Below are 25,839 nucleotides of genomic sequence, written 5' to 3' on the forward strand. Positions count from 1 at the left end.
GCCCATGGCCATGTCGGCCGCCGAAATCGAGGACATGATCAAGTCCGCCCTGCCGGACGCACGGATCACCGTGGAAGACCTCGCCGGCGATGGCGAGCACTATGCCGCGACCGTCGTCAGCGCGCAGTTTCGCGGCCTTTCGCGGGTGCGCCAGCACCAGCTCGTCTATGCCGCCCTGCAGGGGCGGATGGGCGGGGTGCTGCACGCCCTCGCGCTGCAGACTTCGGCGCCCGAGTGACGCCAGCGTCCATTTTCCCAGGAGATACCCCCATGAGCCAGGCCACCGAAAACCAGGCCTTCGCCAGCATCAAGACCGCCGTCGACGAAAACCCCGTCATGCTCTTCATGAAGGGCACGGCGATGTTCCCGCAATGCGGCTTCTCCGCCCGCGTGGTGCAGATCCTCACCCACATGGGCGTGCCCTTCAAGACCGCGAACGTGCTGGAAGACGCCGAGCTGCGCGACGGCATCAAGCAGTTCTCCAACTGGCCGACCATTCCGCAGCTCTACGTCAAGGGCGAATTCGTCGGCGGCTGCGACATCGTGACCGAGATGTTCCAGTCCGGCGAACTTCAGACCCTGTTCGACCAGAACGGAATCGCCAAGACCGGCGCCTGAGCGTTCCGGCGGGTCCGGTTCCGCGGTGCCGACAGCGCACCTCGCCGTCATGCCGCGCGATGGGCTGGCCCGCCGCTTCTGCTTCGTGACCGATGAGTGGCCGCGCCCGGGCGCGGCCGGTCATCTTGCCTATAATCATGCGCTCATCACCCATCTGCGCGCTGCCGGCCACACGGTCGATCTCTACCTGACCCGCCCGCGCCTGCCCGCCCCGGTGATGCGTCTTGCCCCCGGCACGGTGCCGGTTGCCGGCCGCCGCCTGTTCCGCGTCGGCCGCCTCCTCGTCGCCGCCGAGCCGCGCGCCGCCGCTGCCGCCCTGCTGCGCCGCGTTGCCCCTTGGCTGCTGCCGCGCCGCGGCGGCACCGATGTCGTGCTCGGCGCCAGCATCTCGGCCGCCGATTCCGGCTGGATCGCCGGGCGCATCGCCGCCAGCCGGCCCGACGCGATCCTGATCGACACTATCTTCCGCGCGCCGCTGCTCGACGAGCCGTCCCTGTCCGGCATCCCGACGGTGCTGCTCACGCACGATGTGTTTCATCGCCGCCACGCAGCACTGCGCCTCGCCGGCTACAGCGTCGCTCCCGCCGAGCTCGACCGCGCGCAGGAGGCCGCCCTGCTGGCCCGCGCCGGCACCCTGGTCGCCATCCAGCCCGAAGAGGCCGCGCTGTTGCGGGGCATGTGCCCGTCACAGCGTGTGCTGACCGTGCCGATGCCGGCCGTCCCGCTGCCGCGCCCGCCCGGCGCTGCCCGTCATGCGGACCGGCTGGTCTTCGTCGGCTCCGACAACCTGCCTAATCTCGACGGGCTGCGCTGGTTCCTGCGCGAGATCTGGCCCGGCCTGCGCCGCGCCCGGCCGCTGCTGCGGCTCGACCTCGCCGGCGATTGCGGCGCAGCACTCGGCCGCCTGCCCGCCGGGGTGCACCGGCTCGGCCGCATCGCCGATCTCGCGCCGTTGCTGCACTCCGCGAGCCTCGCCATCGCCCCGCTGCGGGCCGGGTCCGGCCTCAAGGTGAAGTTGCTCGACTATGCCCGTCATGGCCTCTGGACGGTGGCGACCCCGGATGCGCGGGCCGGCCTCGCGCCGGATGGCTGCATGCCGGTCTACACGGCGGACAGCGCGGCCAGCTTCGGGGCCACCATTCTTGCTGCCCTCGCCCATGGCGGGGGCGAAGCGGAGGCGCTCGCCTATATCCGCCGCCACTACGCGCCGGCCACCATCTTCGCCACGCTCGACGAGGCGTTGCAGCGCGCCTGAGTGCTGCCCCCAAACCTCGGTCTTGCGCCGGCGATGTTCGGGGGCAACTGGCTAGAGCACGTTCCGATCCATCAGGATCGGATGTCGTGCTCTATCTTTTTGATAAATTGAGCATCTTTATCCGATCAGATGATTCCATCTGATCGGATGATGCTCTATGCCAGCTCGACCAGCAGGTCCTTCGCGTCCACCGCGTCGCCCGGCTTCACGTGCAGCGCCTTCACCCGGCCGTCGCGCGGGGCGGAAATCCGCGTCTGCATCTTCATCGCCTCGATCGCGACCAGCGCCTCGCCCTGCGTCACCGCCTGGCCCTCGGTCACCAGCACGCTGGCGATCACGCCGGGCATCGGCGCGCCGATCTCGCCCTCGGCCTGCTCCTGCGCCTTGCGGCGGTGGGCGCGGGTCGGCGTTGCCGCCCGGTTCGGCACCTTGACCATGCGCGGCTGGCCGTTCAGCTCGAAGAATACCCGCACATCGCCGTCATCGTCGGTCTCGGTCAGCGTCTGCAGCCGGATCACCAGCCGCTTGCCCGGCTCGATATCCACGGCGATGTCCTCGCCCGGCTCCATCCCGTAGAAGAACACCGGCGTCGGCAGCACCGCCACCGGCCCGTAATGCCCGCGCGCCTTGCGATAGGCGGCATACACGTCGGGATACATCGCATAGGCGGCCAGCTCGTCCTCGTCGATCCTGGCACCGCAGCGCTTCTCCGCCTCGGCGCGCATGGCGTCGAGATCGGCGGGGGCCAGCAGCGAGCCGGGGCGGACGGTATAGGCCGCATCCCCGCGCAGCGCCTTCGCCTGCAACGCCTCCGGCCATCCGCCCGGCGGCTGGCCGAGATCGCCGCGCAGCATCTCGATGGTCGAGGCCGGGAAGGCGATCTCCCGCGTCGGGTCGAGCACGTCGCCCACCGACAGGCCCTGGCTGACCATCATCAGCGCCATGTCGCCCACCACTTTCGACGACGGAGTCACCTTCACGATGTCGCCGAACATCATGTTCACGTCGCGATAGGCGCGGGCGATCTCGTGCCAGCGCTCGGCCAGCCCCATCGAGGCCGCCTGCTCGCGCAGGTTGGTGAACTGCCCGCCCGGCATCTCGTGGAGATACACTTCCGACGCGCCGGACTGCAGGTCGCTCTCGAACGCCGCATACTGCGCCCGCACCGCCTCCCAGTAGAACGAGAGCCGGCGGATCGCCACCGGGTCGAGCCCGGCGTCGCGTTCGGTATGCCGCCACGCCTCCACCAGCGAGCCGAGGCAGGGCTGCGAGGTCAGGCCGGACATCGGGTCCATCGCCGCATCCACCGCGTCCACCCCGGCCTCGACCGCGGCCAGCACCGTCGCCGCCGAAATCCCCGACGTGTCATGCGTGTGCAGATGGATCGGCAGCCCCACCGCCTCCTTCAGCGCCCGCACCAGCACGCCGGCCGCCGAGGGTTTCAGCACGCCCGCCATGTCCTTGATCGCGAGGATGTGGCAGCCCGCCGCCTCCAGCTGCTTCGCCAGCCCGACATAGTAGTTCAGCGAATATTTCGCCCGGTCGGGGTCGAGAATGTCGCCGGTGTAGCAGATCGCCCCCTCGGCCAGCCGCCCGCTCTGCCGCACCGCATCGATGGCGACGCGCATGTTCTCCACCCAGTTGAGGCAGTCGAAGATGCGGAACAGGTCGATCCCGCCCGCCGCCGCGCGCTGCACGAAATGCCGCACCACGTTGTCGGGGTAATTGGTGTAGCCCACCCCGTTCGCCCCGCGCAGCAGCATCTGCAACAGGATGTTCGGCACCGCTTCGCGGATCTGGCGCAGCCGCTCCCACGGGCTCTCGGTCAGGAACCGCATGGCGACGTCGAAGGTCGCCCCGCCCCAGCATTCGAGCGAGAACAGCCCCGGCAGCCCCGCGGCATAGGCGGGCGAGGCGGCGACGATGTCGTAACTGCGCATCCGCGTCGCCAGCAGCGACTGGTGGGCGTCGCGCATCGTCGTGTCGGTCACCAGCACCCGCGTCTGCGCGCGCATCCATTGCGCGAACCCCTCGGGGCCGAGCCGCTCCAGCACCTGCTTCGTCCCCTCGACCGGCGCCGCCGCCAGCCGCGGCACCTCCGGCCGCCGCGCGCTCGCCGCCGGCCGCCGCCGCCCCCGCGTCTCCGGGTGGCCGTTCACCGTCACGTCGGCGATGTAGCGCAGCAGCCGCGTCGCCCGGTCGCGCCGGCGGGGCAGGGCGAACAGCTCCGGCGTGGTGTCGATGAACCGCGTGGTGTAATCCCCGGCGCGGAAGGCGGGATGCGTCAGCAGCGCCTCCAGGAAGGGCAGGTTGGTGCTCACCCCGCGGATGCGATACTCGCGGATCGCCCGCACCATCCGCGCGATCGCCTCCTCCGGCGTCGGCGCCCAGGCCGTCACCTTCTCCAGCAGCGCGTCATAGAAGCGTGTCACCACCGCGCCCGAATAGGCCGTCCCGCCATCGAGGCGGATGCCGAAGCCGAACGCCCCGCGATAGGCGGAAATTCGTCCGTAATCCGGAATGAAATTGTTCTCCGGGTTTTCCGTGGTGATCCGGCATTGCAGCGCGTGCCCGTCGAGCACGATCGCCTCCTGCGCCGGAATCCCGGTCTCGCCCGGCCGCCCGATCCGCCCGCCCTCGGCGATGCGGATCTGCGCCTTCACGATATCGAGCCCGGTCACCACCTCGGTCACCGTGTGCTCCACCTGGATGCGCGGATTGACCTCGATGAAATAGAACCGCCCGGTCTCGCGGTCGAGCAGGAACTCCACCGTCCCGGCGTTGCGGTAATCGGTCGCCCGGCCGATCGCCAGCGCCGCCGCGCACAGCCCGGCGCGCGTCTCGGCATCGAGATACGGCGCCGGCGCGCGCTCGATCACCTTCTGGTGCCGCCGCTGGATCGTGCAGTCCCGCTCGAACAGGTGCACGAGATTGCCGTGCGTATCGCCGAGGATCTGCACCTCGACATGCCGCGCCCGCCGCACCAGCTTCTCGAAATACACCTCGTCATTGCCGAACGCCGCCAGCGCCTCGCGCCGCGCCGTCTCCACCTGTTCGGCGAGCCCCTCCGCGCTCTCGATCGGCCGCATGCCGCGCCCGCCGCCGCCCCAGGAAGCCTTGAGCATCACCGGATAGCCGATCTCCGCGGCGATCCGCCCGATCTCCGCCGCATCGCGCGGCAGCGGTGCGGAGGCCGGCATCACCGGCACGCCCACGCTCTCCGCGAGCTGCCTTGCGGCCACCTTGTTGCCCAGCGTCCGCATCGTCTGCGGCGCCGGTCCGATGAACGCGATCCCCCGCGCCGCGCAGGCCTCGGCGAATTCCGGATTTTCCGACAAAAACCCGTAGCCCGGATGAATCGCGTCCGCCTTCGCCTCCTCGGCGACGCGCAGTATCTCCTCGATCGACAGATACGCCTCGATCGGCCCCATCCCCTCGCCGATCAGATAGGCCTCGTCCGCCTTGAAGCGGTGCAGCGACAGCTTGTCCTGTTCGGCATAGACGCCGATCGTGGTGATCCCGAGCTCGGTCGCCGCCCGGAATACCCGGATCGCGATTTCCGATCGGTTCGCCACCAGAAGCCGCCTGAATGTCTGCACCACCCTGTGCCTCCTTTGTCATTTTTTGAAGACTGGAGCCTATGGGCACCCGGCGGCGAGGGCAAGGCGTTTTTGTGCGTTGCGAAAAACCCGTGGCGAGACCGGCGGTTTCTTCTCGCCCGCGAATGCTTTAATAACGAACCATAACATTCAACACGTTTAAAGACGGATCGTTAATCACCACACCCCGCCGCTGGTGGCGCCGCCATCCGGCCCGACATGGCGGCAGGCGCTAGAGCATCATCCGATCAGATGGAATCATCTGATCGGATAAAGATGCTTGGTTTGTCAGTATGATAGAGCACTACATCCGATCCAAAAGGATCGGAAAGTGCTCTAGGAACAAGGAGCAGACAATGTCCCAATCGAAGGCCCTGAAACGAACCGCCTCGGCGCTGGTCGCCGTCTCCCTGCTTGCCGGCTGCGCCCAGCAACCGGGCCAGGGGAACGGCGCCGCCACCAGCACCGCCGGCGGCGCCCTGATCGGGGCGGCCGGCGGCGCGCTGATCGGCGCGCTGGCCAGCGGCGGCCATGCGCGCGGCGCGCTCATCGGGGCGGCCGGCGGCGCTGCGGCCGGCGCTCTCGGCGGCTATCTCTGGAACCAGCATCTCCAGGCCCAGCAGCAGCAACTCCAGCAAACCGCCCAGGGCACCGGGGTGCAGGTCAGCCGCACCGCCGACAACCGGCTCAAGATCAACATCCCCGCCAATGCCGGCTTCGCGACCGGCAGCGCCAATCTCAACCCGCGGATCGATCCCATTCTCGGGCAGCTCGCCAGTGGCCTCGCGCAGAATCCTGCGGAATCCGTGCAGGTGATCGGCTATACCGACAATACCGGTTCGAACGCGATCAACTATCCGCTTTCCCTGCACCGGGCCGACAGCGTGAAGGCGTTCCTCACCGCCCAGGGTGTTGCACCGCAGCGCATCGCCACCTCCGGCATGGGACCGCAAAACCCGGTCGCGAGCAACGCCACCGCCGCCGGCCGCGCCGCCAATCGCCGCGTCGAAATCTACGTCGCCGCCCCGGCCAGCCCCGCCGGCTGACCGCGCGCCTGCCTGTTCGCCCCGCGCCGTATTCGCACCGGCGCGGGCGCCGCGCCGGTTATTCCGCGGCGCGTTCCAGTCGCGTTGATTATCCTGCGGCGCGCTCCAGTCGCGCCGCGGCCCGCGCCCGGCCGATCAGCGGCAGCAGCGCCGCCAGCTCCGGCCCGTGGCTCTCCCCGGTCAGCGCCAGCCGCAGCGGCAGATACAGCGCCTTGCCCCGCGCCCCACTCGCCGCCGCCACCGCCCCGGTCCATCCCTTCCAGGTCGCCTCGTCCCAAGGCTCCGGCGGCAACGCCTCGATCGCGGCGCGCAGCAATGAAGCCGCCTCCGGCAGCGACGGCGTCTCGATCTCGCCGCTCACCACCTCCCACCACAGCCGCGATTCCGACAGCAGGTCCAGATTCCCCCGCACCGCCATCCAGAATTCTGCGCCGCATCCCTCGGGCAGGCGCGCGGCCACCGCCTCGAAAGGCAGCGCGTGCAGCACCCGCCGGTTCAGCGCCAGCAATTGCTTCGGATCGAATCGCGGCGCCCCGCGCGAGAAATCGCCGAGGTCGAATGTCCCCGCCAGCTCCTCCAGCGTCAGCGGCTCAGGATCGCGCCGGCTGCCCAGCCGTGCCAGGTACGACACCAGCGCCATCGCCTCGATCCCGTCGCGGCGGAACTGCCGCACCGAAACGCTCCCCGCCCGCTTCGACAGTTTTTCGCCCGTCACGTCCGAAATCAGCGGCAGATGCCCGAACGCCGGCACCGCCCGCCGCGGCTCCAGCGCGCGCATCAGGTCGATCTGCACCGCCGTGTTGGTCACATGGTCCTCGCCGCGGATCACATGCGTCACCCCCAGCTCCAGATCGTCGACCACCGAGGTGAAGGTATAGAGCGGCGTGCCGTCGGCGCGGATCAGCACCGGGTCGGACACGGTGCCGAGCACCACCTCCCGCCGGCCCAGCACCAGGTCGTTCCACGCCACCGCCCCGTCCGACAATTTGAACCGGAAATAGGGCCGCTTGCCGCCGGCTTCCGCCGCAGCGCGCTGCTCGGCCGTCAGGCTCAGCATCGCCCGGTCATAGACCGGCGGCAGATGCCGCTTCGCCCGCAACGCCCGCTTCGCCGCGAGTTCCTCCTCCGACTCGAAACACGGATAGAGCAGCCCCGCCGCCTTCAGCCGCTCGGCCGCCGCCGCATAGCGGTCCATTCGGTCGGACTGCCGCGCCGCCTCGTCCCAGGCAATGCCGAGCCAGCGCAGATCCTGCTCGATCCCCGCCTCGTATTCCGGCTTCGAGCGCTCGCGGTCGGTATCGTCGATGCGCAGCAGCAGCGTGCCGCCCATCGCCCGCGCGGCGAGAGCGTTGACCACCGCGAGCCTTGCATTGCCCGCGTGGAGATGACCGGTGGGGGAGGGTGCGAAACGGAACTTGACCATGTCCCTCCGCTAGCATGGCATGATTGCGCCGGGCGAGAGGCCGGGGATGCATTTTCATGGCATAACCGCGTTTCGTCCGGGAGATCGAAACGTGAGCGCAACTGTCCAGACCCGTCCGCCGGCCACCGGCCGCGCCGCCATGGCCGTGCTTGTCGGCGTCGGCATCTGCCATATGCTGAACGACCTGCTGCAGGTTCTGCTGCCAGCGGTCTATCGGTTTCAATCTCAACTTCGCCCAGATCGGCCTGATCACGTTGGTCTACCAGGCCACCGGTTCGCTGCTGCAGCCGCTCGTCGGCCTTTATACCGATGCACGGCCGCTGCCCTACTCGCTGCCGGTGGGCATGGCGCTGTCGATGTCCGGCATCGTCACCATCGCCTGGGCGCCGAGCTACGACATATTGCTGGCCGGCGCCTGCCTGCTCGGCATGGGCTCCTCGATATTCCATCCCGAATCGGCGCGCATCGCCCGTGCCGCCTCCGGCGGCCGGCATGGCTTCGCCCAGTCGATCTTCCAGGTCGGCGGCAATTTCGGCCAGTCCCTCGGCCCGCTGCTCGCGGCCTTCTTCATCCTGCCGCGCGGCCGGGCGAGCATGGCCTGGTTCGCGATCGCCGCCCTCTGCGGCATGGTGATCCTCACCGCGCTCGGCCACTGGTTCCGCGCCAGCGGCCACGCCAGGCCCCGCCCGCGCACCGCCCCGAAAGCCGCCGCGGTCGACACGCGCAAGGTGCTGGTGCCGCTTATCCTGCTCGGCGTGCTGATGATGTCGAAATTCGTCTACCTCGCCAGCATCAACTCTTATTACATCTTCTACCTGATGCACCGCTTCGGCATGTCGGTGCGGGCGGCGCAGATCCACCTCTTCATCTTCCTCGCTTCCGCCGCGGCGGGAATCATGATCGGCGGGCCGATCGGCGACCGGGTGGGCCGGCGCACCGTGATCATCGGCTCCATCCTCGGCGTGCTTCCCTTCACCCTCGCCCTGCCCTATGCCGGCGAGACGATGACCTTGGTGCTCTCCGTCATCATCGGACTGATCCTCTCCTCGGCCTTCGCCTCGATCGTGGTCTATGCCAACGAACTGGTGCCGGGCCGGGTCGGCGCGGTTTCCGGCCTGTTCTTCGGCCTCGCCTTCGGCCTCGCCGGGCTCGGCGCCGCCGGCCTCGGCGTGGTGGCGGACTGGAGCGGCATCACCACCGTCTACCAGATCTGCGCCGTGCTGCCGGCGCTTGGCATCGTCGCGCTCTGGTTGCCGAAGCTGCACTGACCGCGCGCGGTTGGCGTTTCGCCGTCGGGGCGGCTATTCAGGGCCGATGCGGAGACCGAGATGCCAGCTGCCGTGAACCCCCCGCCTGATGACCTGCCTGCCGAGCCCACCCAGGCGCGCCGCTTCGGCAAGGCGCGCACGGCGCAGGCGAGCGCCGTGCTTGAGGATTATGTCGAGCTGATCGCCGACCTGATCGCGATCAACGGCGAGGCACGCCCGATCGACATCGCCCGCCGCCTCGGCGTCTCGCACCCGACCGCGGTGAAGACCATCGCCCGGCTCAAGCGCGAGGGGCTGGCCACCGCGAAGCCCTATCGCGGCGTCTTCCTCACCGAGGCGGGCCAGGCGCTGGCCGAGCGCGTGCGCACTCGCCACCGGCTGGTCGTCGCCCTGCTCAAGGCGGTCGGCGTGCCGCCGGAAACCGCCGAGGCCGATGCCGAGGGCATCGAGCACCACGTGTCGGACATCGCGCTGAACGCCTTCAGCCGCTATCTCCAGTCCCGCAGATGATCTGTCCCGGCTTGTCGTTGTCCAAACGGGCAGGGGTCTGCTTGCGCTGGATCAAGGGGAGATCGGCTGCCTCCGCCTAGCGTCTGCCTGCCGGCGTGCCATCGGCGCGCCAGCGCAGCGCACAGGCAGAGGAGACCAGTCGCCATGTTCATCCATCGTCCCCGTTCCGCGGGATCGTTCAGCCCGGCCCGCCGCGCCGTTCTCGTGTTCACCGCGTCCGGCCTCGCCGCGCTCGCCGCCGGCCGTGCCCGCGCCCAGGACCAGACCCGCACCCAGGATCAGCTGCGCACCCAGGATCAGACCCGCACGCGGGACCAGCAGCGCCTGCTCGACCAGCAGCGCCTGCGCGAGCGCCAGCAGGATCGGCTGCACCAGAGGGACGACGCCGAGACCGAGCGGCTCCGTGCGCGCGAGCAGGAACGCCTGCACGAGCGTGACCGCGAGCGCGAGCAGGAACACGCGCGGGCCCAGGAGCGCGAGAGAGCCCAGGCCCGCGATCAGGCCCAAACCCAGTCGCAGACACGCGGCGCACCCGGCATGTCCGGCGGCGGCGTCGGGACCGGCATGGGCGGAATTGGCGGCGGCATGGGGAGCGGCGGTATGGGCGGCGGTGGGCGCGGCGGCCGCTGACCGCGAGGATCTGGAGCACTTTTCGATCCTTTTGGATCGGAACGTGCTCTATCTCATTGATAATTAGAGCATCATCCGATCAGATGACCCCATCTGATCGGAAAGTGCCCTATGACCGGCGCTTCAGGAACAGCAGCGCCAGCGCGAGCAGGATGGCGCCGAAGATCAGCTGGCGCGCGCCCTCGGAGATGTTCAGCGTCACCAGGATGGCCTGAAGCAGGACAACGGTGAGCGCGCCGGCGATGCTGCCGGCATAGCCGCCCTCGCCGCCGGAGAGCCGGGTGCCGCCGATCACCACGGCGGCAATCGGCGGCAGCAGATAGTCGTTGCCCATGCCGAGATAGGCCTGCGAGGAATAGCCGCTCAGCAACAGCCCGACAAAGGCCGCGCAGAGCGCGCTGGTGATGAAGACCAGCGCATGCACGCGCCCGACCGGCACGCCCGAGAGCAGCGCCGTCGCCGGGCTGTTGCCGATCGCATGGACCGAGCGGCCGAACGGCATCCTGCGCAAGGCGATGATGGCAGCGCCCCCGCAGGCAATCCACACCAGGAACGCCGCCGGCACGCTCCCCACATTGCCGAGTGCGAGGGCGCGCGCGGCGCCGGGAATATGGGTCGTCGGCGCGACCGCATTGGTATAGACCAGCGTGACCCCCTGAAGCAGGAGGTTGACGCTGAGCGTCCAGATCAGAGCGTGCACCCGCAGCACGAACACGCCGAGCGTGTTCAGCAGCCCTACCCCGACGCCGATCGCGATGACGACCGCGAAGGCGACCCATTGATGGCCGTAGACCGAGGCGAGGTTGGTGCTGAGGATGGCAGAGAACGTGATCGTCCACGGCACCGAAAGGTCGATCTGGCCGATCAGGATCGCGAGCGTCTCGCCGATCGCGATCAGGCCGATGAAGGTCGCCTGCACGAGTTGCAGCCGCAGCGTTGCCCAGCCGAGGAACTCGGGATTCACCGCGACGGCGCAGCCATAGACCAGCAGGAGAATGAGATAGGCGAGCAGCGCCCGCCGCGCCGCCGGCCGGATCGCGATGCCGGAGAGCGCCGTCACGACCGTAGAACCGTGAGCCAGTTGCCGCCGCGCAGCAGGCGCAGCCCGCCAAGGGCAAGGACGGTCATCAGGATCAGTCCTTCGATGCAATCCTGCCAGAAGGCGGAGACGTTGAAGACGCCAAGGGCGTTGAGGATGATCGAGAGCAGGAAACTGCCGAGGATCGGCCCGACCACCGTGCCGCGCCCGCCGGTGAGGGCAACGCCGCCGAGCACCGCGGCGGCCAGCGAGTTCAGCGTGTAGATGCTGCCGATCGTGGGGTCGCCGGATGTCGTCTCGGCGGCGAGGAACAGGGCGGCGATCGCGGCGAACAGCCCGGCCAGCACGTAGCTGATCATTTCGACGCGGCGCACCGGCAGGCCGGAGACGCGCGCGCTTTCGGCATCGTCGCCGACCGCGACGATGAAGCGGCCGAGGCGGGCGCGGAACACCGGGATCCAGGCCAGCAGCACCGCCGCCGCCAGCAGCACCAGCGAGAACGGCAATATGCCCCAGTTCCCGGTCAGCGCATTGGCGAAGCCGGCCGGAATCGTCCCGCCCGGCCGCGGCAGGATGATCAGCGCCGCGCCGCCATAGATGAACGAGGTGCAGAAGGTGGCGATCAGCGGTTCCACCCGCCCATAGGCGATGATCAGCCCGTTCACCGCGCCGAGCCCGAGCCCGATCAGCAGCGACAGCACGACGATGCCGCCGATGCCGAGCGGGCTGCCCTGCATCGTCGTCGCCGCGAAGCAGTTGACCAGGGTGATCTCCGCGCCGATCGACAGGTCGAGCCCGGCGCCGAGCAGCACGATGGTCTGGCCGATCGCGGCAAGGGCGAGCGGCACCGAGACATTGGCGAGGCTGGCGATGCCGAAGGGCGAGAGGATCAGCGGCTGGCGCAGCGCATAGAGCCCGATCACCACGGCAAGGCCGATGGCGCAGGACACCGGCCCCAGATGCTTCTCCAGCTGCCCGCGCCGGCGATGTGCTGCGGGGCGCGCGGTCTCAGGCGGCTTCATGCGCGGCCTCGTGGAAGGAGAGATCGAGAATGTTCTGCTCCGTGATCGCCGCCCCTTCGAGCGATCCGGAAACGCGGCCCTCGCGGAAGACCAGAACGCGGTGGCACAGCAGCGGAAACTCCGAAATGTCGGTCGAGTAGAACAGCACGGCGGTGCCCTGCGCCGCGAGGTCGCGGATCACGCCGAAAAGCTCGCGCCGCGCCCCGGCATCCACCCCCCGAGTCGGGTCGCAGAACACATAGACCGGCATGCGCCGCGCCAGCCATTTGGCGACGACGACCTTCTGCTGGTTCCCGCCGCTCAGGCTGCCGAGCGGCGCCGCACCGCTGGAACACTTGATGCCGAGGCGGCGGACATATTCATCGACGAGATCTGCCTCGGCGCGCCGGCTGAGCAGCAAACCCCGGCGCAGCGCGCCGAGCATGGTGATGGCGATGTTTTCCGCGATGCTGAGGCCGAGAAAGCCGCCAAGCGTCTTGCGGTCATCCGGGATCATCGCGATCCCCGCCGCGATGGCATCGCGCGGCTGGCGCGGCCGCAAGGCCTTGCCGCCGACCTCGATGATCCCCTCCAGCCCGCGGCGGAACAGGCCGAACAGGGCGAACAGGAATTCCTTCTGGCCCTGGCCTTCGAGACCGGCGAGGCCGAGCACCTCGCCGCGGCGAAGCTCGAAGCCGATATCGGTGAAGTGCGGCGCAAGGGTAAGGCCGTCGACGCGCAGGATCGTGTCGTCCGGCCGTCCGGCATAGGCGGCGGCGGCGCCCTGGCGCTCCTGCCAGGCCTCGCCCAGCATCAGGGCCAGCGCCTTGTCGCGGCTGAAATCGCCGGGCGGAAACTCGCCGACCTTCTCGCCGCTGCGCAGGATGGACACGCGGTCCGCCAGCCGCTCGATCTCGCCGAGCCGGTGCGAGATCAGCACGATGGCCGTGCCACGGTCCCGCAGCCGTTCGATGACTGTCATCAGGTGGTCGACCTCGGCGATGGAGAGGGCTGAGGTCGGCTCGTCGAGGATCAGCACGCGCGGATCGGTCGACAGCGCCTTTGCGATCTCGACCAGCTGCGCCTGGGCCAGCGGCAGGTCGCCCACCGTCGCATCGGGGTCGATATCGGACGCCCCCAGCATCTCCAGCAAGTCCCGCGCCCGCTCGCGCATCGCCGCCGCGTCGATCCAGTGCCCGCCGCGCAGCTTTTCCTGGCCGATGAGGATGTTCTCGGCAACGCTCAGGCTCGGAAAGAGCGACAGCTCCTGGTGCACGGTGGCGATGCCGGCGGCGAGGGCGGCGTGCGGGCTGGCGAAGCGCATGGCGGTGCCGCCGACGGTGATCGTGCCCTCATCCGGCTGCTCGATGCCCGCGAGCAGCTTGACCAGCGTGCTCTTGCCGGCGCCGTTCGCGCCGAGCAAGGCGTGAACCTCGCCCGGATAGAGCGCGAGATCGGCCCGCCGCAGCGCGACGACGCCGCCGAAACGCTTGGACAGGCCGACTGCCGACAGCGTCGGCGCGGATGCAGCATCCGCGCCGTCCGCCCGCCGGGCGCCGTCAGCCGCAATCGGCACCGTCCCTGCCCTCTTGTTCCTGCGCCGCCGTGCTCAGCTGCCGTGCACCACGGCGCCGACCGGGATCTTCACCCCGCATTGCGGAATGTCGATATCGGTGACGAAGCTGTTCGGCAGTTTCGGGAAGTAGTTGACGCCGGCCTTCATCTGCGCCGTGGTCACCGGGTTGAGCGGAATGTTCGCGGTGCGCGGCAGGCTCTGGCCGTCGAGGGCGGCGATCGCCGCGCGGATGGCGGCGGCGGCCAGCGCCGGCGACTGGCCGATGACCAGCGCGGGGACATGATGTGCGACCGCGAGCTTCATGAAGCCGTTATCCGATTCGCTGGTCATCGGCACCAGCTTCGCCTTGACCTGCAGGAAGGCCTGCAGCGCGCCGGTGGCCCCTTCGGTGCCCCAGACGCCGGCGACATCGTGGCTGGTCGAGAGCGCATCGGCGGTGACCTTCTGGTTCACCCCGACATCCCAGTTGCCATAGACCTGCTTGACCGTGAGGCCCGCCGCTGTCTTGAACACGGCCATGGCGCCGTCGCCCTGGTCATTGTCGACCGTCGTGCCGGCAAGGCCGCGGACCATCAGGATCTTGCCCTTGCCGCCGGTTTCCTTGGTGAGGAACTGCGCCCACATGCGGCCCATCGCCGCCTGGTCCTCGTTGATGTTGATCGCCTTGTCGGTCGTCACCGTATTGTCGAAGGCGACGACGACGATGCCGTGATTGACCGCCTCGTTGATGACGCTGTTCAGGCCGGAGGGCGATGCGGCATCGACGACGATGGCGTTGTATCCGCTCAGGATCATCTGGCGAATCTGTGCGACCTGCTGGGCGACGTTGTTGCCGGCGTTCTGGATCTCGAATTTCGAGATGTATTTCGCAACCGCCGGCTGCTTCACATAGGCGCGGGCGATGTTCAGCATCTCGGTGCGCCAGTTGTTGCCGTAATACGAGTTGCTGAACGCGATCTTGTAGGGCCCGTGCTTCGCCTTGGCCGTGACCATCGGCGTCGCTGCCGTCTGCGGGACGAAGCAGGCGGCGAGGCTTTTCGGCGCGACGAGGCTGTCGGCGGCGGCGGTGCCCGTCGCGGCGAGCATGGTCGCCGCGGCAAGAGCGGAAACGATGGAATGACGCATGTTGTTATCCTCCCTGTCTGGCTGCCCGGGGTGTTCCCGTGGCGGGCCGGTTGGTCGTTGATGGGTTGGCCTTGACCGGTGTGCGGCGGCGTTGCGGCCTCGTCATGCCTCCGCGCCGGCTTCCTGCCGGCCGCGGGAGAGCTGCATCGCGCAGTCGATCGCCTCGATCAGGCTCTGCTCGCTGGCGATCCCCTTGCCGGCAATGTCGAATGCGGTTCCGTGATCGACCGAGGTGCGGATGATCGGCAGGCCGAGCGTCACGTTCACGCCGCTCAGGGCCTGCCATTCGCCGGTCGCGGGGTCGACCGAGAACCCCAGCAGCTTGACCGGAATGTGCCCCTGGTCGTGATACATCGCGACGACGGCGTCGAACTGGCCGGCGCGCAGCTTGACGAACACGGTATCGCCCGGAACCGGCCCGGTCAGGTCGTGGCCGTCGCGGCGCATCTCCTCGATCGCCGGAGTGGTGATGTCGATGTCTTCCCGGCCGAACAGCCCGTTCTCGCCGGCATGGGGGTTGAGCGCGGCAATGGCGATCCGCGGCCGGGCGATGCCCAGAAGGTGCAGCGCCCCCGATGTCAGTTCGACCACCTGGCGCAGCCGCTCCCGGGTCAGCCGCCCCGGCACGTCCCGCAGCGCGACATGGGTGCAGACATGGCTCACCCGCATGTTGCCGTGAACCAGCAACATCACCGAGTTGCGCGCCCCGGTCAGGTCGGCGAGAAGCTCGGTGTGGCCGCCATAGTGATGGCCGGCGAGGTTGAGCGCTTCCTTGTTGATCGGCGCGGTGCAGATCGCATCGACCTGCCCCGCCATGGCCATCCGCACGGCGAGCGCGATGGACTGGTAGGCGATTTCGCCCGCCACCGCCGATACCTTGCCGGGGACGATGCCGGCGGCGTCCGGCCCCGCCTCCACCACGGCCAAAGGCGGCAGCGCGCCCCCCGCGCGGTCGGCCGGCAGGGTCTCGAAAGGCGGGTGCAGGTTCAGCCGCTCGCAGGCCTCCGCAAGGCTGCGCGCCGATCCGGTCACCACGAGGGACAAGTCGCCGGTGGCGATTCGCCCCTGCAGCCGTGCCGCCGCCCTGGCAACGATTTCCGGACCGATCCCGGCCGGATCACCCATCGTGATCGCGATACGCGCAACGCCCACCGGCCAGCCCCCAGACATCATGACAGCGCTACCATGATCCAGCGCGGTTGTGCTGTCAACAATCGCGGCCCGGCCGTTGCCTCCGGTTCACGCGTCGGCGGCGAGCAGGCGGGCGAGGAAATCCGGCCCGCCGAAGGCGCCCGACCGCGAGATCAGCGTGGTCCCGTCCCACGCGCCGCCGATCATCCGGGAAACCGGCACGCCGGACACGATCTCGCCGCCCGGATGCAGGGCGTCCGCTCCGACGGCCCTGCATACCGCGTCGAGCGTTTCGCCACCGATCACGACGATCTCGGCGGGTTTCGCCAGCCTCGGCAGGGTCGCGCGCAGGCGGGCCTCGATGGCGGCGGCGGCGGCATCGGCGGCCAATCCGTCGGGCAGCCCCGGTGTGACGATGCAATTGCCATGCTCAAGGCTGGCCGCAATGCGAAGGGCCGCCCGTTCCGCATCCTCCCCGAGCGGTATCCGTGCCGCCGCCGCTGCCGGAACCGCGGCGATCTGCCCGCGCGTCACACAATGGTTCGAGCCGATGATCACCAGCCGCAGCCCGGGGCGCGGCACGATCACCGGCGGCGCGCGCCCCGCGAGCGCGCGGGCGAGACCGGCGCTGCCGCACCAGAGGATCGGTGGGCCGTCTCTCCGTGCTGCGGCGACGAGCCGGTCCAGATCGTCCTGTTCGATCGCATCGCAGACCAGCACCGTCCCCGGCGCGGCGGCGAGGCCGGCATCGGCCGCAACCCCTGCCGGTATGTGCGCGGTGCGAAGCCCCACCCTCGCAAGCTCATGCGCAGCACTGCGCTCCAGCCGCACGAGCGCGCCATCCGCGCGGGGGGCGTATTGCCGCCCGTCCCGCGTGATCCGCTGCTGGGCAGGGAAGGCCGGCGCGAAAATGCAGAGCTGGTCCGGCCCGGCCCGCAGCGCCATCGCGATGGCCTCCGGCCAGTGCCCGCGCAGCAGGCTGTCGATCTTCAGGAACCTGAGTTCGGCCCCCGCGAGGAAGCCGGCCGCGCCGTCCATCCGCGTGGCTGCCGCAGCGGCGTCCAGATCCCGCGCATTGGTGCTGATCGCGGCGCTGGCGGGCACTGCGCCGCGGGTCTTCGCATCGAGCAGGACCGCAAGATCACGATCGAGGACCGTGAACTGCACCGCCGCATCCAGCGCGCCGGTCAGGTCATCGGCGACAAGGCGTATGGATGTCATCCTGGCCCCTCCCGCGCATCGCTCCGGCGTTCAGCCGCGCAGGCGGGTGACCGTTGCCGTGGTGGAATGGCCGGGCAGGAGTTCGGCGAGCATCACGCGCCCGCCCCATGACTCTACCTCGCGGGCGCCCACCACGGTGTCGTGCGTATAGTCCGCGCCTTTCACCAGCACGTCCGGCCGGATGACCGAAAGCAGGTCGAGCGGCGTGTCCTCCTCGAAGATCACCACGAGATCGACGCTCGCCAGCGACGCCAGGACCGCGGCGCGGGCCGCTTCCGGCTGGACCGGACGGGTCGGCCCCTTGAGGCGGTGCACCGAGCTGTCGGCGTTGATGCCGACGATCAGCCGGTCGCATCCGGCGCGGGCCTGTTCGAGCAGATGGACATGACCGGGATGCAGCAGGTCGAAACAGCCATTGGTGAAGCCGACCCGCCAGCCGCGCTGCCGCCAGCGTTCCGCCGCCTCGGCGGCAACCTGCCGGGTCACCACCTTGCGCAGCGCCCCGGATGCCGGTTTCACCGCGTCCATCAGGTCGTTGGGGCGGGCCACGGCGGTGCCGACCTTGCCGACGACCAGGCCGCCCGCGATGTTGGAGAGCCTTGCCGCCACATCGAGGTCGAGGCCGCTTGCGAGCCCGGCCGCGAGCACGGCGACGACCGTATCCCCCGCGCCGGAGACGTCATAGACTTCGGAGGCCTCCGCCGGATAATGCCTGACCGTATCGGCGGTGACGAGGCTCATGCCATCCTCCGAGCGCGTGCACAGCACGGCGCCGAACCCGAACCGGCCGATCGCCTCGCGCGCCGCCGCCACGATCGCGGCCTCCGTCGAGACATCGCTTCCCGTTGCCTCGGCGAGTTCGCGGCGGTTCGGGGTTATCACGTCGGCCCCGGCATAATGCGACCAGTCCGCCCCCTTGGGATCGACGATCAGCATCCGCCCGATCGAGCGGGCGCTGGCGATCAGGTTGCGGCAGATCGCGGGCGCGAGCACCCCCTTGCGATAGTCCGACAGGACGGTGACCGAGGTTGCCGCCATCGCATCGGAGGCGATCTTGAGCAGCCTGTCGCCGAGTTTTTCAGGCAGCGGCGCCGCCAGTTCGCGATCGGCCCGGATCAGGTGCTGGCCGGCGGCGATGTAGCGCGTCTTCACCGTTGTCGCCCGGCCGGTCTCCACCAGCAGCCACGGCTCCACATTCGGCTGCCCGCCGATCAGCGCGGTGAGGTCGGAGCCTTCCTGGTCGTCCCCCACCACGGAGACGAACGCCGCCGCGGCATCGAGGGCGGTGAGATTGCGCACGACGTTGCCCGCCCCGCCCGGCATCGCGATTTCCCGCGTCACCGTCAGGATCGGCACCGGGGCTTCCGGGCTGATCCGCTCGACGCGGCCATAGGCATAGCGGTCGAGCATCAGGTCGCCCACCACCAGAACGTTCGCCCGCGCCAGACCCCGGATCGCCGAGATCAGATCATACCCAACATGTTCCGACATGACTCTCTCGCTAGCTTGGCCGGCGCCGGCCGGCAAGCGGTTTCGTGCAATCCTCATGACACCGCGTTGAGCGGCATGGCGCCGGCCTTCAGGGGCCAACCGCGCGGCAATGGCAAAATCGGCGCAACGCCTCTATTTAACAGCCATGACCGATCTGCCCCCTTTTCTCGACCGCACCCGACCCGACGTCCCCGATATCGTCGTCCCGCGGGGCGTTACACCGTTTTTCCTGCCAAATCAGCCGGTTCGCGGCCGTCTCGTCCGGCTCGGCCCGCTCGCCGACGCGCTGCTCAACAGGCACGACCATGCCCCGCCGGTCCGCGCGCTGCTGGGCGAGGCGCTGGCGCTCGTCGCCAGCCTTGCCACCGCGCTGAAATTCTCCGGCAGTTTTTCGCTCCAGGCGAAGGGCGACGGCGCGGTGCCGCTGCTGCTGGCCGACTGCACCGATAGCGGCGCCCTGCGCGGCTATGCCCGCCTGTCCGAGGATGTCGGCCTGCCGGATGAGGCGCCGACCGCCCGCGGGATGATGGGCGATGGCTATCTGGCCTTCACCGTCGACCAGGGGCCGGATATGGAGCGCCATCAGGGCATCGTCTCGCTCGAGGGGCAAAGCCTGTCCGACATGGCGCATCACTATTTCGAGACATCCGAGCAGCTTCCCTGCCAGATCCACCTCGCCGCCGCCGAAACGCCTTCCGGTTGGCGCGCCGCGGCCCTCGTGATCGAGCGGATCGCCGGCGCGGGCGGGATCGACCCCGCCCTGAGCGAGGCCGAGCAGGAGGAGGCGTGGCGGACCGCGAAAATCCTCGCCGCCACCATCACCGACGCCGAATTGCTCGACGATGCGCTGCCGCCCGAGCGGCTGCTCTACCGGCTGTTTCATGGCGAGGGCATCGCGGTCGACCGGCCGCGGCCGCTCGCCTATGGCTGCCGGTGTTCGCGCGCCCGCCTCTCGGAAGTGCTGTGCGGCTTTTCCGGAGACGATCTCGATCACATGACCATCGACGGGGACATCACGATGACCTGCGAATTCTGCAATGTCGATTTCCGTTTTCCACGCGGCGAGATCAGCGTCGCGGCACCAGCCGGTGGCGAGGGAGGCGTATCATGAAGCGCCGCATTCTGGCCGGGCTCGTCATCCTGCCGCTCGCTCTCTCGGCCTGCGCGAGCGAGCCGCCGCCGCAGACCAGTTTTGCCCGGCTCGACTACGCCTATCTGCCGCCGATCACCCTCAAGGTGGCCAGTATCCAGATCCGTGACGATTACCAGCCCGGGCCCGATGCCGCGCAGGTGATCGAGCAGGCGCCGGAAGCGCCGGCCCGCGTGCTGGAGCGGATGGCGCGGGAGCGGCTGGTGGCGAATGGCAGCCCCGGATCGGCCGCCTTCGTCATCCGCCAGGCCTCGCTCCGCCAGGTCGGCGATACGCTCGTCGGCACCATGACGGTGGATCTCAACGTCCGCACCAGCAACGGCCAGCGCGTCGGCTATGCCGAGGCCACGATCTCCCACAGCGTGACGGCCCCCGCCAATGAAACGCCGGACCGCATGCGCGCCGCGCTCTACGACCTGACGAAATCGATGATGAACAGCATGAATGTCGAGCTGCAATACCAGATCCAGCGCACCCTGCCGGACTGGCTGGCCTTCGCGCCAAACTCGGGCGCCGGCGGCGCGGTGGCGCAGCCCTATTCGGCGGATCAGGGAATCCAGGCGAACCCCTTGCCCGTTCCGGCTACCGGCACGCCAGATACCGGTGCGCAGGATACCGGCGCACAGCCGACGAGCCTGCCAACCGGTATGGCGCGATAGCCGAAGGCCGCCCGGCGCGGAACCCGCAACCGAAACCGGCGATCCGTGCGCCCCTGAAATGCGAGGGTGAATTTCAGGGGCAGGCGATCGAGGGGCGGGCGATCAGCTCCGCAGCGTCGCCCCGGTCGCCTTGGTCACCGCCGCGACGATCTTCGCCGAAACCGCCTCGATCTCCGCATCCGTGAGGCTCGCCTCGCGCGGTTGCAGCGTGACCGAAACGGCGAGCGAGACCTTCCCTTCCGGCAGTTTCTCGCCGGCATAGCGGTCGAACAGCGCGACATTGGTGATCAGGCTGCGCTCGGCCCCCTTCGCCGCGCGCAGCACCGCATCGGCTGCCACCGTGGCATCGGCGATGAAGGCGAAGTCGCGGCGGAGCGGCTGGAACTGCGGCAGCGACGGCGCGGCCTTGCGCCGCCGCTTCGGATCGGCGATCGCGCCGAGATCGAGCTCGAACGCCACGCTGCCTTCCGGCAGGTCGAGATCGGCGCAGAGGGAAGGATGCAGCGCGCCGAACCAGCCGAGCCGGGTCTTCGGCCCCTGCCGCAGCGTGCCCGAGCGGCCCGGGTGATAATGCGCCGGCGCATCGGCCGTCACCGTCACCGCATCGAGCGGGACGCCAAGCTCGCCGAGCACGGCGATGGCATCCGCCCTCGCATCCCACAGATCGACCGGCCTCGCCGGTTCGATCCAGGACAGCGGCGTCCGCCCGGCGCGCAGCCCCGCGGCAACGAGATCCTGCCCGTCTGGCGAGACATCGCGATAGGCCGGGCCGATCTCGAACAGCGCGAGGTCGCCATGGCCGCGGGCGGCGTTGCGCGCGGCGGCGAGGGCGATGGTGGCCAGCGGGGTCGGCCGCATCTGGTCGAGATCGGCGGCGATCGGGTTTTTCAGCGCGAGCATGGCGGGTGTCGCGCCGAAGCGGGCGGCGGTCGCGCGGTCGAGGAAGCTGAACGTCACGCATTCGGCCATGCCGCGCGCGGCGAGCACGCGGCGGGCACGCACCGTGCGGGCCTGCCGCGGGGTGAGCGAGGCCGCGGGCACCGGTGCTGCGCCCGGAAGCGAGACCGGCTCGATCCGGTCCAGCCCGTCGATCCGCAGCACTTCCTCGATCAGGTCGACCTCCGGCTCGATCGTCCGTGCGCCGAGCCGCGCGGCCTCGGCGGTCGCCGCGGCAAGGCCGCCATGCTGGTCGAGCGCGCTGCCGCCGGGCAGGTCCGCCGCCGCGATGTCATTGCGCCAGCTCGGCACCGCGACCGTGATCGACGCCGCATCGCGGGCGATGCCGGCAAAGCCGAGCCGGTCGAGGATGTCCACGGCGCGATCGGGTGTGACGGTCGAGTGGCCGAAATTGGCGAGGCGCTCGAAGCGCATTGTCGCGGAGCGCTGCCAGTCCGGCTGCGCTCCCGCCTCGGTGATCTCCGAGGCGGTGCCGCCGCAAAGCTCGATCACCATCGCGGTCGCCGCATCGAGGGCGGCGGGCAGCAGCGCGAAATCGATGCCGCGCTCGAAGCGCTGCCGCGCGTCGGAATGGATGCCGGTCCGCTGGCCGGTGAGGGCGATCCGCACCCGGTCGAACAGGGCGCATTCGATGAACACGTCCCGCGTCGTCTCGTCGCACCCCGTCGCCTCGCCGCCGACGATCCCGGCGAGCGACTGCGCGCCGGCCGCATCGGCGATGACGCAGTCATCCGCCGTCGCGGTCACGTCCTTGCCGTGCAGGCCGCGGAAGCTCTCCCCCGCGCCGCGCCGCAAGGTGAGGGCGTCGCCGGCAATCTTGCCGACGTCGAACACATGCAGTGGCCGGCCGAGATCGATGGTGAAGAAATTGGTGATGTCGACCAGCGCGTTGATCGGCCGCAGCCCGACCGATTCGAGGCGGCGCTTCAGCCAGTCCGGGCTTTCGCCGTTGCGCACGCCGCGGACGGTGCGCCCGACCACCCAGGGGCAGGCCTCCGGATAGGTATTCTGCCAGGCGATCGCGCTGGCCCCGGCGGCGGCGACCGGCGGCGGCGCCCAGGGCTTCAGCGTGCCGAGCCCGGCGGCGGCGAGATCGCGCGCAACGCCACGCACCGCGAAGGCATCGCCGCGATTGGGTGTGACGCCGATCTCGATCACCGGATCGTCGAGCCCCGCCCAGTTCGCATAGGGCGTGCCCACCGGCGCGTCGTCCGGCAGGTCGATGATGCCGTCATGGCTGTCGCCAAGGCCGAGTTCGCGCTCGGACACCAGCATCCCGGCCGAGGGAACGCCCCGAATCTCGCCGACCTTGAGCGTGATCCCGGTGCCCGGCACGAAACTGCCCGGCGGCGCGAAGACGGCGCGCATGCCGGTGCGCGCATTCGGCGCGCCGCAGACCACCGTGACCTCGGCGCCGTCGCCGGGATCGACGCGGCAGACCCGCAGCCGGTCCGCATTCGGGTGCTGCGTCGCCTCGATCACCCGGGCGATGCGGAAGGGGGCGAGGCTCGCGCCGCGATCGGCGATGCTCTCAACCTCCAGCCCGATGGCGGACAGGGTTTCGGCGATGGCATCGAGCGAGGCATCGGTGTCAAGATGCGTCTTCAGCCAGGAGAGGGTGAATTTCATCGTGCGTCCCCTTCGTGCAGGGTCACCGGCGCCAGCGGCGAGGTGCCGTAATGCGCGAGCCAGCGCACGTCGCTCTCATAAAAGGTGCGAAGGTCCGGGATGCCGTGCTTGAGCATGGTGATGCGCTCGACCCCCATGCCGAAGGCGAAGCCCTGGAATTCACGCGGGTCGAGCCCGCAATTCGCCAGCACGTTGGGATGGATCATGCCGGCACCGAGGATTTCCAGCCAGTCGCTGCCCGCGCCGATCTCGCCGGACTTCCGGTCCCAGGCGATGTCGACCTCCATCGAGGGTTCGGTGAAGGGGAAATAGCTGGAGCGGAAGCGCGCCTTGAGGTCCGGCCGCTCGAAGAAGGCGCGCAGGAAGTCGATCAGGCAGCCCTTGAGATGGGCGAGGGTGATGCCGCGGTCGATCACCAGGCCCTCGCACTGGTGGAACATCGGGCTGTGCGTGGCGTCGTGGTCCGAACGATAGGTGCGGCCCGGCACGATCACGCGGATCGGCGGCGCCTCGGCCAGCATGGTGCGGATCTGCAGCGGCGAGGTGTGGGTGCGCAGCACGACCGGTCGGCTGCCGGCCGCCGCGTCGAGATAGAACGTGTCCATCATCGCCCGCGCCGGGTGGTGCGAGGGGATGTTGAGCGCGCCGAAATTGTGCCAGTCATCCTCGATATCCGGCCCTTCCTTCACGCCGAAGCCCATGGCGCCGAACAGGGCGGTGAGTTCCTCCATCGTCCGCGAGATCGGGTGGATCGTGCCGGCGCGCTCGGGCCGGCCGGGAAGGGTGACGTCGATGCGCTCGGCGGCGAGGCGCGCGGTGAGGGCTTCGGCCTCCAGCACCGCCCGGCGCGCATCGAGTGCAGCGGCGATGGCGGTCTTGAGCGTGTTCACCTCGGCGCCGAAGCGCTTGCGCTCATCCGGCGTCAGGCTGCCCAGCGTCTTGAGCAGGGCGGTGACCTGACCGGTCTTGCCGAGCAGGGCGATGCGGATTGCGTCGAGCGCCGCGAGATCGCCAGCGGCGGCGATGGCTGAGCGGGCCTGGGATTCGATGGTCGGCAGATCGTCGGACATGGCCGGCAGGGAGCGTGAAGCGGGCGAAATGTCAAGCAAACGCAGTGGCTGGAAACCGTGTGCCGATAAAAAAACCTCCGGACCATGTCCGGAGGTTTTCAGCTACTGGATCAAAATCTTGTGTCAAAAACGAAGATGTATTCGAACCTAGTCTTATAAACCCGAGCCACGCGGTCGTCGGTAGGGGCAAGGTTATTCCTTGCGATGACTTACCTGGTTTTCGAAGCCAGGCATCTCAAAAAACCCAAAGCCGAGACGGTGGATCGCCGTAATTTTTTGTCTGCACGGTGAGTATAATATGAAATCGTTACAATCTACAAACTATAGGTAGTATATAGAACGTTATACGTATTAATAATAATAATTTTTCCTTAAAAAGATATTCCGTCTCAATTTTTTAAAAAAGGAGCGTGATCGTTAGTGCCGATCACGCTCGAGGTGAAGCTGGCATGTGGCCAGCCATCAGGGAGGAAACGGAGACCAGCGGCCTCAATTCACGTGCATACTGCAGGAAAGTTAAGAAACGATTGCAAAATGGAAACGATCGGGATGCAGGGCTGTAAAAACCGAATCCGGGCTGTAATGTGTCAAAAAAGTCGCGTTGCTGGCGAATGACACGCCGACAGGGCTGGTGGGCGGTATGACGCCAAAAGTCCGCTTGAACGGCCGGCACAATCCGAATAGATGAAGTAACACGTTCTGGTCAGACCGATACATCGGTCCGGCCGGGTTCGTCGGTTGTCCAGAATACCCACCGAACGCCGCCCGCCAACGGGTGAGGCCACGCGGTGGGTGTATGGCCAACACGTCTGGCTAGAAGTTCAGGCTATCGGTTTCAACGCATCGGCATGGCGCCGGTGTGTCATACAGGCACCCAACATCGGGACGGTAAACATGAATATCAAAGCTCTGGGCGCGCTTGCGGCTGTTGCCCTGCTTGCGGCGTGCTCCAACGCCCCCAAGACCCAGTCCATGGCAACCGGCTCTGGCACGACCGCCGCTCAGTCCGGCCCCGCGCCGGGCAGCGAGCAGCAGCTTGTTGCCGACGTCGGCGATCGTGCCTTCTTCGGCTTCAACAAGTCCAACCTGACCGGCGCCGACAAGTCGACGCTCGACCGTCAGGCCAGCTGGCTTGCGAAGTATCCGAATGTCGACGTTCTGATCGCCGGCAACGCCGACCCGCGCGGCACGGAAACCTACAACCTCGCGCTCGGCGCCCGCCGCGCCCATGCCGCCCGCAATTACCTGGTTGCCAAGGGCGTCGCCGCCTCCCGCATCCGCACGATCTCCTATGGCAAGTCGTGCCTGGTCTCGCCGGGCAACACCCAGCAGGATTACGCGCAGGACCGCGTGGCGATCACTTCGGTGCAGGGCTTCAACCCGCAGCATTGCCACTGAACATGTCGCTCGGGGGCTTGCCCCTGACCGCATGACGTGACCG

21 protein-coding genes are annotated in these 25,839 nt (G+C 68.8%); 10 read left to right on the plus strand and 11 right to left on the minus strand.

Features of this window, described 5'->3' with window-relative positions; all coding sequences use genetic code 11:
- The first annotated feature begins 4 nt into the window (after positions 1-4).
- Genes B7Z76_RS08860 through B7Z76_RS08870 form a run of 3 tightly spaced genes read left to right on the plus strand, consistent with a single transcriptional unit; the run spans position 5 to position 1,873 of the window.
- A complete protein-coding gene (locus tag B7Z76_RS08860; protein WP_174503718.1) occupies positions 5-238 on the plus strand; it encodes a BolA family protein in 234 nt (77 codons plus the stop codon).
- Between the two features lie 32 nt (positions 239-270).
- Positions 271-618: a Grx4 family monothiol glutaredoxin gene (gene grxD, locus B7Z76_RS08865; RefSeq protein WP_174503719.1), complete on the plus strand. Its 348-nt coding sequence runs from the start codon at positions 271-273 to the stop codon at positions 616-618.
- Between the two features lie 25 nt (positions 619-643).
- Positions 644-1,873: a glycosyltransferase family 4 protein gene (locus B7Z76_RS08870; RefSeq protein WP_236656361.1), complete on the plus strand. Its 1,230-nt coding sequence runs from the start codon at positions 644-646 to the stop codon at positions 1,871-1,873.
- 155 nt (positions 1,874-2,028) lie between these two features.
- Here the strand turns inward: B7Z76_RS08870 and pyc are convergent, their stop codons facing one another.
- Entirely contained in the window at positions 2,029-5,448 is a 3,420-nt protein-coding gene (pyc, locus tag B7Z76_RS08875) for a pyruvate carboxylase (protein WP_408736371.1), read from the minus strand.
- A gap of 380 nt (positions 5,449-5,828) precedes the next feature.
- On the opposite strand from pyc, the gene B7Z76_RS08880 reads away from it, so the two are divergent.
- The gene (locus tag B7Z76_RS08880; RefSeq protein WP_291343432.1) at positions 5,829-6,518 is read left to right on the plus strand and encodes an OmpA family protein; all 690 of its coding nucleotides are present in this window, start codon (positions 5,829-5,831) and stop codon (positions 6,516-6,518) included.
- An 88-nt stretch (positions 6,519-6,606) separates the two neighbouring features.
- Here B7Z76_RS08880 and gltX read toward each other — a convergent pair whose 3' ends face one another.
- Positions 6,607-7,941 carry a glutamate--tRNA ligase gene (gltX, locus tag B7Z76_RS08885; protein ID WP_291343435.1) on the minus strand — a complete coding sequence of 445 codons (1,335 nt, stop codon included), beginning with the start codon at positions 7,939-7,941 and terminating at the stop codon, positions 6,607-6,609.
- A 254-nt stretch (positions 7,942-8,195) separates the two neighbouring features.
- On the opposite strand from gltX, the gene B7Z76_RS08890 reads away from it, so the two are divergent.
- The 3 genes from B7Z76_RS08890 (at position 8,196) to B7Z76_RS08900 (ending at position 10,349) form a co-directional block, all read left to right on the plus strand.
- Positions 8,196-9,209 (plus strand): MFS transporter, encoded by a 1,014-nt coding sequence (locus B7Z76_RS08890; RefSeq protein WP_291343437.1) that lies wholly within the window; start codon positions 8,196-8,198, stop codon positions 9,207-9,209.
- Positions 9,210-9,269: 60 nt separating this feature from the next.
- Complete coding sequence (gene mntR, locus B7Z76_RS08895; RefSeq protein ID WP_291343439.1) at positions 9,270-9,719, plus strand: manganese-binding transcriptional regulator MntR; 450 nt, start codon at positions 9,270-9,272, stop codon at positions 9,717-9,719.
- Positions 9,720-9,863: 144 nt separating this feature from the next.
- Positions 9,864-10,349, plus strand: a complete 486-nt coding sequence (locus tag B7Z76_RS08900) for a hypothetical protein (protein WP_291343441.1) — start codon at positions 9,864-9,866, stop codon at positions 10,347-10,349.
- Positions 10,350-10,458: 109 nt separating this feature from the next.
- Here B7Z76_RS08900 and B7Z76_RS08905 read toward each other — a convergent pair whose 3' ends face one another.
- The 7 genes from B7Z76_RS08905 to rfaE1 form a co-directional block, all read right to left on the minus strand.
- Complete coding sequence (locus tag B7Z76_RS08905; RefSeq protein ID WP_291343443.1) at positions 10,459-11,409, minus strand: ABC transporter permease; 951 nt, start codon at positions 11,407-11,409, stop codon at positions 10,459-10,461.
- Positions 11,406-12,410 (minus strand): ABC transporter permease, encoded by a 1,005-nt coding sequence (locus B7Z76_RS08910; protein WP_291343444.1) that lies wholly within the window; start codon positions 12,408-12,410, stop codon positions 11,406-11,408. The genes B7Z76_RS08905 and B7Z76_RS08910 overlap by 4 nt, the downstream gene beginning before the upstream one ends.
- The gene (locus B7Z76_RS08915) at positions 12,397-13,965 is read right to left on the minus strand and encodes a sugar ABC transporter ATP-binding protein (protein WP_291343446.1); all 1,569 of its coding nucleotides are present in this window, start codon (positions 13,963-13,965) and stop codon (positions 12,397-12,399) included. The genes B7Z76_RS08910 and B7Z76_RS08915 overlap by 14 nt, the downstream gene beginning before the upstream one ends.
- 33 nt (positions 13,966-13,998) lie before the next feature.
- Positions 13,999-15,090, minus strand: coding sequence for a substrate-binding domain-containing protein (locus tag B7Z76_RS08920; RefSeq protein ID WP_174503728.1), 1,092 nt, complete (start codon positions 15,088-15,090; stop codon positions 13,999-14,001).
- A gap of 102 nt (positions 15,091-15,192) precedes the next feature.
- Entirely contained in the window at positions 15,193-16,263 is a 1,071-nt protein-coding gene (gene pdxA / locus B7Z76_RS08925; protein ID WP_236656364.1) for a 4-hydroxythreonine-4-phosphate dehydrogenase PdxA, read from the minus strand.
- A 66-nt stretch (positions 16,264-16,329) separates the two neighbouring features.
- The gene (locus B7Z76_RS08930; protein ID WP_291343449.1) at positions 16,330-17,442 is read right to left on the minus strand and encodes a four-carbon acid sugar kinase family protein; all 1,113 of its coding nucleotides are present in this window, start codon (positions 17,440-17,442) and stop codon (positions 16,330-16,332) included.
- Between the two features lie 30 nt (positions 17,443-17,472).
- Positions 17,473-18,933, minus strand: a complete 1,461-nt coding sequence (rfaE1, locus tag B7Z76_RS08935) for a D-glycero-beta-D-manno-heptose-7-phosphate kinase (protein ID WP_291343451.1) — start codon at positions 18,931-18,933, stop codon at positions 17,473-17,475.
- 145 nt (positions 18,934-19,078) lie between these two features.
- Here rfaE1 and B7Z76_RS08940 point away from each other — a divergent pair, with 145 nt between their 5' ends.
- Entirely contained in the window at positions 19,079-20,044 is a 966-nt protein-coding gene (locus tag B7Z76_RS08940; protein ID WP_236656366.1) for an Hsp33 family molecular chaperone HslO, read from the plus strand.
- The gene (locus B7Z76_RS08945; protein WP_236656367.1) at positions 20,041-20,742 is read left to right on the plus strand and encodes a hypothetical protein; all 702 of its coding nucleotides are present in this window, start codon (positions 20,041-20,043) and stop codon (positions 20,740-20,742) included. The genes B7Z76_RS08940 and B7Z76_RS08945 overlap by 4 nt, the downstream gene beginning before the upstream one ends.
- A 102-nt stretch (positions 20,743-20,844) precedes the next feature.
- On the opposite strand, the gene pheT is transcribed toward B7Z76_RS08945, so the two are convergent.
- Together pheT and pheS are read right to left on the minus strand one after the other, a co-directional pair.
- The gene (gene pheT, locus B7Z76_RS08950) at positions 20,845-23,328 is read right to left on the minus strand and encodes a phenylalanine--tRNA ligase subunit beta (protein ID WP_291343454.1); all 2,484 of its coding nucleotides are present in this window, start codon (positions 23,326-23,328) and stop codon (positions 20,845-20,847) included.
- The gene (gene pheS / locus B7Z76_RS08955) at positions 23,325-24,398 is read right to left on the minus strand and encodes a phenylalanine--tRNA ligase subunit alpha (RefSeq protein ID WP_174503733.1); all 1,074 of its coding nucleotides are present in this window, start codon (positions 24,396-24,398) and stop codon (positions 23,325-23,327) included. The genes pheT and pheS overlap by 4 nt, the downstream gene beginning before the upstream one ends.
- An 894-nt stretch (positions 24,399-25,292) precedes the next feature.
- On the opposite strand from pheS, the gene B7Z76_RS08960 reads away from it, so the two are divergent.
- On the plus strand, positions 25,293-25,796 hold the full coding sequence (locus B7Z76_RS08960) for an OmpA family protein (RefSeq protein ID WP_174503734.1): 504 nt from the start codon (positions 25,293-25,295) through the stop codon (positions 25,794-25,796).
- Positions 25,797-25,839: the final 43 nt, after the last annotated feature.

This window comes from Acidiphilium sp. 20-67-58 (assembly GCF_002255515.1).
GTDB lineage: Bacteria > Pseudomonadota > Alphaproteobacteria > Acetobacterales > Acetobacteraceae > Acidiphilium.

Coding starts and splice junctions, on each gene's coding strand:
- B7Z76_RS08860 (WP_174503718.1), top strand. CDS start 5: ATGGCCATGTCGGCCGCCGAAATCGAGGACATGATCAAGTCCGCCCTG.
- grxD (WP_174503719.1), top strand. CDS start 271: ATGAGCCAGGCCACCGAAAACCAGGCCTTCGCCAGCATCAAGACCGCC.
- B7Z76_RS08880 (WP_291343432.1), top strand. CDS start 5,829: ATGTCCCAATCGAAGGCCCTGAAACGAACCGCCTCGGCGCTGGTCGCC.
- gltX (WP_291343435.1), bottom strand. CDS start 7,941: ATGGTCAAGTTCCGTTTCGCACCCTCCCCCACCGGTCATCTCCACGCG.
- mntR (WP_291343439.1), top strand. CDS start 9,270: ATGCCAGCTGCCGTGAACCCCCCGCCTGATGACCTGCCTGCCGAGCCC.
- B7Z76_RS08900 (WP_291343441.1), top strand. CDS start 9,864: ATGTTCATCCATCGTCCCCGTTCCGCGGGATCGTTCAGCCCGGCCCGC.
- B7Z76_RS08910 (WP_291343444.1), bottom strand. CDS start 12,410: ATGAAGCCGCCTGAGACCGCGCGCCCCGCAGCACATCGCCGGCGCGGG.
- B7Z76_RS08920 (WP_174503728.1), bottom strand. CDS start 15,090: ATGCGTCATTCCATCGTTTCCGCTCTTGCCGCGGCGACCATGCTCGCC.
- pdxA (WP_236656364.1), bottom strand. CDS start 16,263: ATGATGTCTGGGGGCTGGCCGGTGGGCGTTGCGCGTATCGCGATCACG.
- B7Z76_RS08930 (WP_291343449.1), bottom strand. CDS start 17,442: ATGACATCCATACGCCTTGTCGCCGATGACCTGACCGGCGCGCTGGAT.
- rfaE1 (WP_291343451.1), bottom strand. CDS start 18,933: ATGTCGGAACATGTTGGGTATGATCTGATCTCGGCGATCCGGGGTCTG.
- B7Z76_RS08940 (WP_236656366.1), top strand. CDS start 19,079: ATGACCGATCTGCCCCCTTTTCTCGACCGCACCCGACCCGACGTCCCC.
- B7Z76_RS08945 (WP_236656367.1), top strand. CDS start 20,041: ATGAAGCGCCGCATTCTGGCCGGGCTCGTCATCCTGCCGCTCGCTCTC.
- pheT (WP_291343454.1), bottom strand. CDS start 23,328: ATGAAATTCACCCTCTCCTGGCTGAAGACGCATCTTGACACCGATGCC.
- pheS (WP_174503733.1), bottom strand. CDS start 24,398: ATGTCCGACGATCTGCCGACCATCGAATCCCAGGCCCGCTCAGCCATC.
- B7Z76_RS08960 (WP_174503734.1), top strand. CDS start 25,293: ATGAATATCAAAGCTCTGGGCGCGCTTGCGGCTGTTGCCCTGCTTGCG.